The sequence below is a fragment of the Streptomyces morookaense genome (genome assembly GCF_013030945.1).
Classification (GTDB): domain Bacteria; phylum Actinomycetota; class Actinomycetes; order Streptomycetales; family Streptomycetaceae; genus Streptomyces; species Streptomyces morookaensis.
On sequence record NZ_JABBXF010000088.1, the window covers coordinates 38,921 to 50,645 of the forward strand.

Sequence of the window (11,725 nt, forward strand, 5' to 3'; positions counted from 1 at the left end):
CCCCGGGCGGGTCACCAGCGGGAACGGTCCGAACGTATGTCGTGCGGCTGCTCAGTCCAGTGCTCGGACGACGCGGGCCGGGTTGCCGACGGCCAGGACGCCGGGCGGCAGGTTCTTGGTGACGACGGCACCGGCGCCCACCACGGTGTCCGCGCCGATGGTGACGCCGGGGCAGACGACGACACCGCCGCCGAGCCAGACGTTGTGCCCGACGGTCACCGGCTCGGCCTTCTCCCAGCCGGCCCGGCGGCGTGCGGCGTCGAGTGCGTGCGTGGGGGTCAGCAGCTGGACGTTCGGGCCGATCTGCACGTCCTCGCCGACGGTGATCGGTGCCGCGTCGAGGAAGACCGCGCCGAAGTTGACGAATGTGCGGGCCCCGATGCTGATGTGGTAGCCGAAGTCGCAGTGGAAGGGCGGGCGGATCCGTACCGTTGCGTCGACGGATCCGAGCAGTTGTTCAAGGATTTTCGTGCGTTCGGCCGGCCCGGCCGTGGCGGCCGCGTCGTAGGCCGCGCAGAGTGCGATGCGCCGTTCGGTGTCGGCGCGCAGTTCGGGGTCGTCGGGGAGGTACCAGTCACCGGCCAGCATGCGCTGCTTGTTGTCGCCCATGAGCTTCCTCTCGTCCCAGAGGCGTTCACGGTACCGGCCACCCGAAAGGGTCATCCGTCCGGTGCCGCGCAACCCCTGTGAGCGGCTGAAGCGTCTGAGTGCTCAGCAGCAGGAAGTTCCCGGTGCGGGAACGTGGGAGGACGGACGAGCGGTGCTGCGGATCCACTTCACCGGTGAGGATTTGGCCAGGACCCGTATCGCGAGCGGGCCGGACGTGCTGTGGGAGGCGTTGCTCAGCATCCACATGGTCCAGGACCGCAGTACGGGGCAAGTGAGTCCGGCCTCGGCGGACTTCGTGCGGTGGCGCCGGGCCGTGCGCCCCAGGATCACCGCACAGTTGCAGGAACAAGCCCCTCTTCTGGGGGAATTGGCCCCGCCCGTCGGCTATTCCGCTGACTTCCTCACGCCCACCGCGGGGTCGGGCGACATGGAGGCGGCCGTCGATGCCGTCCTGTCCACGCCGCGCCTGCATCTGCAGCGGGACATCGGCCGTCTGGCCGCCGTGCGGCGGCCGCTGTCCGGCCGTCTCGCGCTGCTGTCCGAGGGCGATCCGCGGACGCTGGGGTTCCTGGGCCACGCGCTGCACTCCTATCACCGCATCGCGCTCGCCCCCTACTGGCACCACGTCCAGGAGCAGATCGCCGCCGACCGGGCCGTACGCGTCGCGGCGCTGGCGGAAGGCGGTACGGAGCGGCTGCTGGCCGGACTGCATCCGGGGGCGCGGTGGGAGCCGCCCGTGCTGGTGCTGGCGTACCCGCGGTCGCAGGACCTGTACCTGGAGGGGCGGGGGCTGATCCTCGTCCCGTCCTTCTTCTGCTGGGGCATGCCGATCACGCTGCGCGAGCCCGGCACGACTCCGGTGCTGGTGTATCCCATCGCCCGGCGCAGCGGCTGGACGGGCGAGGAGGCCCGTGGGACGGCCGTGCCGGATCCGCTGGTCGCCCTGCTCGGGCGGACGCGTGCGCAGGTGCTGTACGAGCTGACGCACGGCTGCGGGACGCGCGAACTGGCGCGGCGCATCGGGGTGTCCGATGCCTCGGCCAGCCAGCATGCGACAGCGCTGCGGCAGGCGGGCCTGGTGATCAGCCGGCGGTCGGGCAACTCCGTTCACCACTCGCTCACCGGGCTGGGCCTGGACCTGCTGCTGGCGGGCGGCCCATGGGCGACGGGGCGGGCGCCGCGCCCGGCCGGGTAGCGGGGCGCCCCTTACGGGGCGCCGTCTCCTCAGGCGCGGGGCGACAGCTCCGCCATCGCCGACCAGGACGTGCCCGGCACCTCGACGTTGATGATCTGCGGGGTGCTCGCGATCACGTCCGGCATCCAGGCCATCGCGGTCCTGAAGTGCTCGGAGTTGACGTGCACCTCGCCCGCCTCCGCGTTCTCGAAGGCCTCCAGCAGGACGAACTGGTTGGGGTCGTCCACGCTCCGGGACCACTCGTAGAAGAGGTTGCCCGGCTCGTTGCGGGTGGCGAGGGTGAAGTCCTCGACGAGATCCAGCCACTCGGCGCTGCGGTCGGGGCGGACGGTGAACTTGACGGCGATGAAGATCATTGGGGGCTCCTGCCTCTCGGACGACCCGCAGGATCCTGCCCCGTACGGCATCCCGGTCGCGAACCGGACCGCCCCGTTTTCCGGCCCTGCCGGAAAACGGGGCACCCGTGCCGCCGCGCTGGGGAGCGGGCTCACCCATGCCGCCCCCCGCGACGGCACGGGTGAGCCCCGGCCAGTGCTGTGCAGCCGCCCGCCGCACGCCTGGCATTCCGATGCACCCGGGCAACCCCCGTACGGCATCCCTCCGATGCCCTTTGCCCTCCGGTGCCGGCTCACTCCACCATGGGGCAGTGGGGAGTTGTCCGAAAGCCCAGTTCACGCTGGACAAACAACTCGGACAAAGTGTCAGGTCGTACGGATCGGCCCCCTCCGGGGCCATGGCGGAGGCGGCGACATGACGGACTCGGGCAGGGCGGGCCGGTCACGGCTGGGCCGTCCGGAGCGGCCCGTCGACCCGGACGCGGGACCGGTGGAGCATCTGGCGTGGGAGTTGCGGCAGTTGCGGGAGCGGGCCGGGAAACCGAGCTACCGCGTGCTGGCGCGGCGGGCCCATTACTCGGTCAGCACGCTGGCGGAGGCGGCCAAGGGGGAGAAGCTGCCGTCGCTGCCGGTGGTCCTGGCGTATGCGCAGGCGTGCGGGGGCGACGCGGTGGAGTGGGAGGCCCGGTGGCGGGCCGCCTCGGCCGCACTCCCCGAGGACGGCGGCGACGGGCAGGGCGCGCAGGAGGCGGCCGCGCGGTGCCCGTACCCGGGGCTGGCGGCCTTCGCACCGCAGGACGCGGATCTCTTCTTCGGGCGGGCGGAGCTGGTCAAGGAGCTGCAGCTGCATGTCGAACAGGCGCCGTTGGTGGCCGTGTTCGGGGCGTCGGGCTGCGGGAAGTCCTCGCTGCTGCGCGCCGGGCTGCTGCCGCGGCTGGGGCCGCAGCGGCATCCGGTGCTGCTGGTGCCCGGGGCCCGGCCGCTGGCGGCCCTGGCCTCGGCCGTGGCCGCCGTGGTGGGCGGCGACCCCGAACCCCTGCGCCGCCGGCTGGCCGAGGACCCCGCGGCGCTGGGCCTGATACTGGGCACCTGGCTGACGTCCCGGCCGGAGGACGAGCGTGTGGTGCTCGTCGTCGACCAGTTCGAGGAGGTCTTCATCCTCTGCGAGGACGAGGCCGAACGTGCCGCGTTCCTCGGCGCCCTGGCCGCGCCGGCGCATGCCGGCACCCCGGGGATCCGTACGGTCCTGGCGGTGCGCGCCGACTTCTACGCGCCCTGCTTCGCCCACGCGGACCTGGTCACGGCCCTGCGCTCGGGGGTGCAGATGCCCGTCGGCCCGCCGTCCCGGGACGAGTTGCGGGAGATCATCACCGGTCCGGCCGCGGCGGCCGGGGTGAGCACGGAGGCCGGACTGACCGAGACCGTGGTGGCTGAGGCCGCCGGACAGCCCGGGGCCCTGCCGCTGGTGGCCCATGCGATGCGCGAGGTGTGGCGGCGCCGCCGCGGGCGAACGCTGCGGCTGGCGGACTACCGGGCCAGCGGCGGCCTGCAGGGGGCCGTCGCGCAGACCGCCGAGCACCTCTACACCACTGCTCCCGAGGAGCAACAGGACGTACTGCAGGCCCTGTTCCTGCGGCTGACCGCCCTGGGCGAGGGAACCGAGGACACCCGGCGCCGGGTGGAGCGAAGTGAACTGCAGGGGCTGGCCGCCCCCGAGGTCCTCGACGCCCTGCTGGACCGTCTGGCCGCCGCCCGGCTGATCGTCCTGGACGGCACCACCGTCGAAGTGGCCCACGAGGCGGTCATCCGCGCCTGGCCGCGGCTGCGCCACTGGCTCGCCGAGGACCGCGACGCCCTGCGCACCCACCGGCGCCTGACCACCGCCGCCCGCACCTGGGAGGACCTCGGCCGCGATCCCGGTGCGCTGTACCGGGGCACCCAGCTCGCCACCGCCCGGGCCTGGGCCCGGACCAGTCCCGGGGCGCTCAACGACCTGGAATCCGCCTTCCTCCAGGCCGGCATCGCCGCCGACCGGCGGCGGGTGCGCCGGGCGTACCGGGCCATCGCCGCCCTGAGCACCCTGCTGGTGCTGGCCCTGCTGTCCACCGCCGTGGCGATCTGGCAGCGCAGCGACGCCGTACAGCAGCGCGCGGACGCGGAGTTCCGTTCCGTGGTGGCCGAGGCGGACCGGACGCGCACGTCCGACCCGTCGCTGTCCGCCCAGCTCGCCCTGGCGGCCCACCGGATGCGTCCGGAGGACACGAACGTCGACGACACCCTGCTCTCCACCGCGAACATGCCGCTCGCCACTCCGCTGCGCGGCCACAGCGGCGCGGTGTACCTGACGTCGTTCAGCCCGGACGGGCACACCCTCGCCACGGCCGGCTACGACCGCACGGTCCGGCTGTGGGACCTGCGCGACCCGGCCGCCCCCAAGCCCCTCGGACCGCCGCTGACCGGTTATGAGAGCTGGCTGACCTCGGCCGTGTTCAGCCCCGACGGCAAGACCCTGGCCTCCGCCGGGGACGACCGTTCGGTCCGGCTGTGGAACGTTGCCGATCCGGTGCACCCGACTCCGCTCGGCAGCCCCTTCGCGGGCGGCGACGGCACCATCTACCTCGTGGCGTTCAGCCCCGACGGGCATGTCCTCGCCACCGCGAACGAGGACCACACGGTGCGGCTGTGGGACGTGAGCGACCGGCTCCGTCCGAAGCCGCTGGGCGAGCCCCTCACCGGCCATACGGCGCAGGTGCGTTCGGTGGCGATCAGCCGGGACGGCCGGCTGCTGGCCGCGGGCGGCGACGACGACACCGTCCTCGTGTGGAACATCTCCGACCCGGCCCGCCCCGAGCGCACGGGCCCGCCTCTCACCGGCTACACCGGGACCGTGCACTCGGTGGCCTTCAGCCCCGACGGGCACGTCCTCGCCACGGGAAGCGACGACAAGTCCATCCGGCTGTGGGACATCGCCGACCCCGCGCACATCGCTCCGCTCGGCACCGCCCTCATCGCCCACAACGCCCCTGTCTGGTCGGTCAACTTCAGCCCGGACGGCCTGCTGCTGGCCTCGGCCGGCGCCGACGGTGCCACGCGGCTGTGGAACGTGGCCGACCCGGCGCGGATCCTCCTGTTCGGGCAGCCGCTGTCCGGCAGCGGAGGCGGCATGTTCACGGCCGTCTTCAGTCCCGACGGCCACAGCCTCGCCACCGGCAGCGACGACGGCACGGCCCTGCTGTGGTCCCTCCCCGCCGACACCCTCGTCGGCCACACGGCCAACGTCGCCGGTGCCGTGTTCAGCCCGGACGGACGTCTGCTCGTGACCGCCAGCGACGACAAGACCGCGCGGCTCTGGGACACGAGCAACCCGGACCGGCCGGAACCGGTCGGCCGTCCCCTCACCGGACACACCAGTTACCTCACGCACGCCGCCTGGCACCCCGGCGGACGCGTCCTCGCCACGTCGGGCGGCGACGGCACGACACGGCTGTGGGACGTCTCCCGGCCCTCCTCCCCCACCCCGCTGGGCGAGCCGCTGACCCTGCACACGCGCTACTCCGGTCCGCTCGCCTTCAGTCCGAACGGTCACGTGCTCGTCACGGGGAACGACGACCAGAGCGTGCAGCTGTGGAACGTGGACGACCCCGCGCACCCCACCCGCGTCGGGCCACCGCTCACCGGTCACACCGGCTACATCAACGCCGTCGCCTTCAGCCCCGATGCGAGCACGCTGGCCACCGCGAGCAGCGACCGCACCATCCGGCTGTGGGACGTCGACGACCCCACTCACCCGGAGCTCCTGAGCGACCCGCTGACCGGTCACACCAGTGACGTCCGCACGGTGGCCTTCAGCCCCGACGGGCGCGTCCTCGCAACTGCCGGGAACGACAAGGTGATCCGCCTGTGGAACCTGCGGGACCCGGAGCATCCCGCACGTCTGGCGTCTCTGGCCGGTCACCGCGAACCCGTGCTGTCCGTGGCCTTCGGCCCCGACGGGCGGACGCTCGCGAGCAGCAGCGCCGACACCACGGTGCGGCTGTGGGACGTGTCCCGCCCCTCGGACGGCGCGCCGTCGCGGCAGCTCGCCACGGGACATTCGTCGTCGGTGCGGTCGGTCTCCTTCACCCCCGACGGCCGTCACCTGGCGACGGCCAGCGCGGACGACACGGCACGGCTGTGGAATCTGGACGTGGACCGCTCCGTACGACGCATCTGCGCGGCGACCCGGAACGTCCTGACACCGGATCAGTGGAAGCTGTACGTGCCGCGGCAGGAGTACCGGGCGCCGTGCAGGTAGGGGACGAGGACCGGCGATAGGCTGCCTGCCGTCCCGGTCCCGGGACAGGAGAAGAGGACTCATGACGCATGCGGTGACGCCGGCATCCGCCGACGTGTGGCTGCTGGCGAGAGAACACCCCGCCGGTCTCAGACGTTCGACCGGCGAACTGGCCGGCGCGCTGCGGGCGGTGTACGGCGACCGGTTCGCCGTCTGGCGCACCGACGAGCTCGTCCTGGGCGTCCGCGGCGGCCGGCTGGTGCTGCGGACGCTGGGCGGCACCGAGGTGGCCGCCCCGAAGGTGGTGTGCGTGCGCCAGTTGCCCGGGTCGATGCATCACGACCGCGAGGTCTCCCTGCTACGGCACCTGGAACGCATGGGGGCCGCGCTCGTCAACCCGCTCGCGGCGCATCTCGCGTGCCGCAACAAGCTCTGGCAGCTGCAGGAACTGGCCCTGGCCGGGCTGCCGGTGCCCGACAGCCTCTCCTATGCCACCGCGCCGCTGGAGGGTGTGGTGCGTACGCCCGGCTTCGACGTGCCGTGCGTGGTCAAGCCCGTCACCGGCTACCAGGGCCGGAGCGTCTTCCTCGCGCCCGACGCGCACATGCTGCGCGAGATGGCCGGGGCCCTCGCGCAGGACGTGCCGCTGCTCTTCCAGGAGCACGTGGCGACCTCGCACGGCCGCGATCTGCGGGTCGTCGTGGTCGACGGCGAGCCCGTGGCGGCCGAGTTGCGCACCTCCTGCGACGGCTCCCTCGCCTCGAACCTCGCCCGCGGCGGCTCCGCCACGCTCTGCCCGGGCCGCTATCCGCAGGCCGAGGCCCTGGCCGTGCGGGCCGCCCGCACCATGGGGCTCGCCGTCGCCGGCGTGGACCTGCTGTTCGGCCCGGCGGACACGTACACGATCTGCGAGGTCAACGCCGTTCCGGGGTGGCGCCCGGGGATGACGGGGGTGATCCCCGCCATCGCCGCCTGCGTCGCACGCCGCCTCGACGGCCGGGGGGAGCTCGACGGCCGGGGAGAAAAGGACCGGGGGGACGAGGATCGGGGGGCCCGGAACCGGGGGGACCGAGAACCACTGTGAGGAGAACGGCCTTGTCCGACATCAGCACCGCCGAACTCGCCTTTCTGCAGCGCGCCGTCGCCATCTCGCGGCGCGCGCTGGAGGCACCCGGCATCACCCCGTTCGGGGCGCTCGTCGTCGTCGACGGGGCCGTCGTGGGCGAGGGCAGCAGCTCGGTCGTCAAGCTGCACGACCCCACCGCGCATGCGGAAGTCATGGCCTTGCGGGCGGCGGGTGCTGCGCTGGAGCGGCACATCCTCTCCGACGGGGTGATGTACACCAGCAGCGAGCCGTGCCCGATGTGCCTCACCGCCTGCTACTGGGCGCACATTCCGCGGGTGGTGTACGCGGCGGACAGCCACGACGTTGCGGAGCACGGCTTCGAGGATCTGCGGCTCTACCGCGAGCTGAGGCTGGACAAGGCGGACCGGACGCTGCAGGGCGTCGCCGCGGACGGCCCGGTCCGGGCGGAGGCCGTGTCGGTGCTCAAGGCCTGGAGTGATGCGCTGCCGGAGCCGGTGGTTCCGAAGTTCTAGACACGTCGCATTGCCCTCTTTGGCCGGAAGGTTGCTGTACACACCTGCTCTTTGGTGCGGACCATCGATGAGTGCGACATAGCACGCGATCCCGGAATTGAGAACTCACCGTCCATTTCGGGCTCTTCAGGCATCGGCACCGCCCTCGGGAAGACACATGACTTCTTCGGCAACCCCACTGCTTCTGTCTGCACCGACCCTTTCACCGGACACCGCGCACGTCCCCACCGGCCGCATTCTGATGATCCATCCGCCGTATGTGCACGACGACTACCTGGGCACCGGCACCCCGTTCTCCCCGGACCGGCTGCCCTTCCTGCCCGTCGCACCGCTGTACGCGGCCGAATTGCTGGAACGGCAGGGCCTCGCCGAACCCGACCTGTTCGACTGCCAGCTCCACGATCTGCGCACCGCCGAAAACCTGGAGGACTACGACGCGTTCGGCATCGCCGTCATGGGTGCGCAGAACATCAGCCCGGCGGCCCAGGTCCACCGCCACCTCACGGTGGAACGCGAACTCCCGGCCGACAAGGTCCATGTCGGCGGCCAGGGCGTGGAACGGCTTTCCCCCGAGGAGTTCGAGCGGATCTTCCCGGGGGCGCACCAGACGGACCGGCGGTGGCTGTCCGCCGTCCCCGGCGCCATGGACATCGACCTGCACCACCAGCTCGACCGCCTGACCGAGGACGACCTGCGCACGTATCTCACACACGAACTGACCCTGCCGTTCAGCCAGGGATGCCTGTTCGGGTGCAGTTTCTGCGGGGCGCAGATCCAGCAGCGGGAGGCGTTCTTCAACGTCCGGGCCCATCTGGAGAACGCCTGCCGGATCGCGGAGCGCCTCGGCCTGACGTCGCTGTATCTGTACTGCACATCACTGGACTTCTTCCAGCAGGGCCTCCCGGGCGGGAACCTCGGACTGCTCACCGCCCAGCTCGAAGCCGTCATCGAGGTGGAGGAGCGGTACCCGGGGATCCGCATCGGCCTGCACGCCCTGACCCGAGCCGACTCCTACAACGCCGCGATGCGCTCGGAGCAGGTCCGCGACCTGGTGCTGCGCGCAGGCTTCGACCGCTTCGGATTCGGCGCCGACGGCGCGGCGTCCGTCGCCGTCCTGCGGGCCATGCGCAAGCACGCGGACACACTGCGCTCAGACCTCATAACGGCGTTCCAGCACATGGAGGAACACGCACTCGTCCCGGAGATCCTCTATGTGTTCGGCATCCCCGAGGAAACCGAGGAGACCCTCGTCGAGACGCGCACGCTCTGCGGTCTGCTGCTGGAGACCTTCCCGTCGTCGGAGTACCGCGGCTTCCCGGCGAAGAACGAGATACCGGGCAACTCCAACTGGAAACGCCCCGGATGGCGCGGCTCGGCGGCCCACCGCACGCTGCTCGACCACCCGGACCATTTCCTGAACCTGGGATTCGAAGCGCTGGCGAACGAGACCTCGCACCGCGATCCGGAGATGCGCATGCTGGTCAACCGGTACGCCGTCGACATGAGCCGGCACGCACACGACCTCGGCCGGGTCCGCAGCTACCTGACCCTGCCGGTGGCCGCTCCCGGCGCCGCGATCATGGACGAGGAAACGCTGGAGGGATTCCGGGACATCGCCGCGCACTACGCGCCGGACGCGGCGGCGGAACTGCGAACGGACAACCTGGCCGAACTGCGACCGGTGCTCAACTCGGCGATCCCGAAGGACTATTGAGGAAACGTTCCGGGGCGCCTCGTCCCACGCGCCCCGGACCGTTCCAGTCCGCCGTTCCAGGTGCGTCACGTCTCCCCTGGTCGAAGCCCGCGTCCGCATTCCCGCATCCCGAACTGCCCGGCATTCATGGCGGCCGGGAAGCACGCCCCCCAAGCTCGGGTGGTCCGCACGTTCCGAACGACCCGGACACCGACATGAAGGGGTACGTTTCTTGACCACTCACCTTCGCCACGGCTCCCGCCCCCGAGCGGTACTGGCGCTGCTGGCGGCACTGTGCGGCATCGCCGGTGCCACCGCGGCCGGTGCGACCCCGGCGGCAGCAGCCGATCACCGTCAGGCGATCTACGCCATCGCGCACCGGGTCGACACCCTCGACGGCGTGGACGCCGCCCTCAAGCACGGCGCCAACGGCATCGAGATCGACGTCTGTTCCTGGTGGAACCCGAACGAATGGCGCGCCTATCACGACTGTTCCTCGGCCGGTGACAACCGGCGGGGCCCCAGCTTCGACAGCATGATCGACCGCATCGTCTCCCACGCCAGGGCAGGACGCCGGCTGGGGCTCGTCTGGCTGGACATCAAGGACCCGAACTACTGCGGAGAGGCACCCAACCGCGCGTGCAGCGTCGCCGGACTGCACGACAAGGCACAGCGGTTGACGGCTGCCGGGATCCAGGTGCTCTACGGCTTCTACGAGTACCACGGCGGCAGCACCCCGGACGTCGGCGGCAGGGGCTGGAAGAGCCTGCAGGGCAGGCTCGGCCCCCTGGAGGGCATCACGACGACCGGGTCCCGCGACCAGATCCAGAGCGCCTACAACCGGTTCGGCTCCGGACTCCCCACCGGTCATCGGGCGATGGACTACGGCGACAGCGACATCTCCAAGGGCTTCGGCAACTGCACCGAAGCCACGTACAACACGTGCACGGAACTGAAGAAGGGCGCCAAGGACCGCGCCGCCGGCCGCCTCGCGGCCACGCTGTCCTGGACGACCACCTACAACGACCCGTGGTACGTCGACAAGCTGCTGGGCGATGCGCGCGTGGACGGCATCATCGCGGGCTACGGCGCCTTCACCGGAGTGCGCGAGTACGACGACAACTGGAAGTGCGCCAACGCCATCAAGCTCGTCCGCGACTGGGTGAACCGCCACAGCACCACCCATCGCATGGCCACCAGCGGTGACCGCTTGTTCAGGTGACAAACAGCCTCGGACCGTCGGCCGGGTCGCCTGTCGCGGCGGGTCCCGCCGTCCGGCGGCCGGTGCCCAGCGGTAGACGCCCAGCCCAGTGGAACCTTGCGGCAACCGCCAGCTGCCGCAAGGGCTTCACTGCCTTGCTTCCTCCGCCACTGGCATGCAGCGGCGGCAAAACAGTTGAGCAACCATGCCCACGGTTGCACCGACCCACGTAATCCTGGCAGCACCTGCTAGTTGACCAGTAGGTGCTGATCATCGGTGCCCACGGATATCTCCCGGGCGGGCACTGGTCACGGTGGTGGGGCACCTGCTCACGTGAGTAGGTGCCCTGAAGCCCCCGACTGACCGCCTACCAGTAACCAGGACGTGGTGAGCCCGGGTCGGCTACGTGCGAGTAGGCATCCGAGCCTTCAGCCGGTGTGACGGCCGCCCCTTGACGTTGAGTGGCGGCTGAGTCCCGACGGCCCTGCCCGGCTGTGATCCCGAAGGCACTCTCAGACGCCCAACGACGCCAGCTCGATCGCGGTGCGGTAGTCGGTGGATGCGGCGACCACACACGTGCGATACGTGCGGCTGCCCTGCACCGCCTGGAAGTAATTGCGGAGCTGGAGCGCGTACTTGACCAGGTACGACGCCCCCCGGTGGCTTCGGGACGAGCGCGAACGCCTCGGAGCACTTGAGGATCGCACCGGTGGCCTGGGACAGCACGTCGGCCACGTCGCTGTTCATGTTCCAGCCGTCGGCCAGCTGCTGGTTCCAGATGGCGGCGGCCACGACGCGCAGCTGTGCCTGCTCGTCGGGC

Annotated in this window: 9 protein-coding genes; 6 read left to right on the forward strand and 3 right to left on the reverse strand. The window is 71.4% G+C overall.

Features of this window, described 5'->3' with window-relative positions:
• Positions 1–51 precede the first annotated feature (51 nt).
• Positions 52–609: a sugar O-acetyltransferase gene (locus tag HG542_RS28985; protein ID WP_171086581.1), complete on the reverse strand. Its 558-nt coding sequence runs from the start codon at positions 607–609 to the stop codon at positions 52–54.
• Between the two features lie 151 nt (positions 610–760).
• Here HG542_RS28985 and HG542_RS28990 point away from each other — a divergent pair, with 151 nt between their 5' ends.
• Entirely contained in the window at positions 761–1,804 is a 1,044-nt protein-coding gene (locus HG542_RS28990) for an ArsR/SmtB family transcription factor (RefSeq protein WP_176607102.1), read from the forward strand.
• A gap of 29 nt (positions 1,805–1,833) precedes the next feature.
• Here HG542_RS28990 and HG542_RS28995 read toward each other — a convergent pair whose 3' ends face one another.
• Positions 1,834–2,160: a putative quinol monooxygenase gene (locus HG542_RS28995; RefSeq protein WP_171086582.1), complete on the reverse strand. Its 327-nt coding sequence runs from the start codon at positions 2,158–2,160 to the stop codon at positions 1,834–1,836.
• A gap of 394 nt (positions 2,161–2,554) precedes the next feature.
• Here HG542_RS28995 and HG542_RS29000 point away from each other — a divergent pair, with 394 nt between their 5' ends.
• The 5 genes from HG542_RS29000 (at position 2,555) to HG542_RS29020 (ending at position 10,926) form a co-directional block, all read left to right on the forward strand.
• Positions 2,555–6,433, forward strand: coding sequence for an nSTAND1 domain-containing NTPase (locus HG542_RS29000; protein ID WP_171086583.1), 3,879 nt, complete (start codon positions 2,555–2,557; stop codon positions 6,431–6,433).
• Positions 6,434–6,494: 61 nt separating this feature from the next.
• Entirely contained in the window at positions 6,495–7,496 is a 1,002-nt protein-coding gene (locus HG542_RS29005; protein ID WP_171086585.1) for a RimK family alpha-L-glutamate ligase, read from the forward strand.
• A gap of 11 nt (positions 7,497–7,507) precedes the next feature.
• On the forward strand, positions 7,508–8,011 hold the full coding sequence (locus HG542_RS29010; RefSeq protein WP_176607103.1) for a nucleoside deaminase: 504 nt from the start codon (positions 7,508–7,510) through the stop codon (positions 8,009–8,011).
• A 157-nt stretch (positions 8,012–8,168) separates the two neighbouring features.
• Positions 8,169–9,725: a radical SAM protein gene (locus HG542_RS29015; RefSeq protein WP_171086587.1), complete on the forward strand. Its 1,557-nt coding sequence runs from the start codon at positions 8,169–8,171 to the stop codon at positions 9,723–9,725.
• A gap of 211 nt (positions 9,726–9,936) precedes the next feature.
• Positions 9,937–10,926, forward strand: coding sequence for a PI-PLC domain-containing protein (locus HG542_RS29020; RefSeq protein ID WP_171086589.1), 990 nt, complete (start codon positions 9,937–9,939; stop codon positions 10,924–10,926).
• A 491-nt stretch (positions 10,927–11,417) separates the two neighbouring features.
• Here HG542_RS29020 and HG542_RS29025 read toward each other — a convergent pair whose 3' ends face one another.
• Complete coding sequence (locus HG542_RS29025; protein WP_171086591.1) at positions 11,418–11,612, reverse strand: hypothetical protein; 195 nt, start codon at positions 11,610–11,612, stop codon at positions 11,418–11,420.
• Between the last annotated feature and the right edge of the window lie 113 nt (positions 11,613–11,725).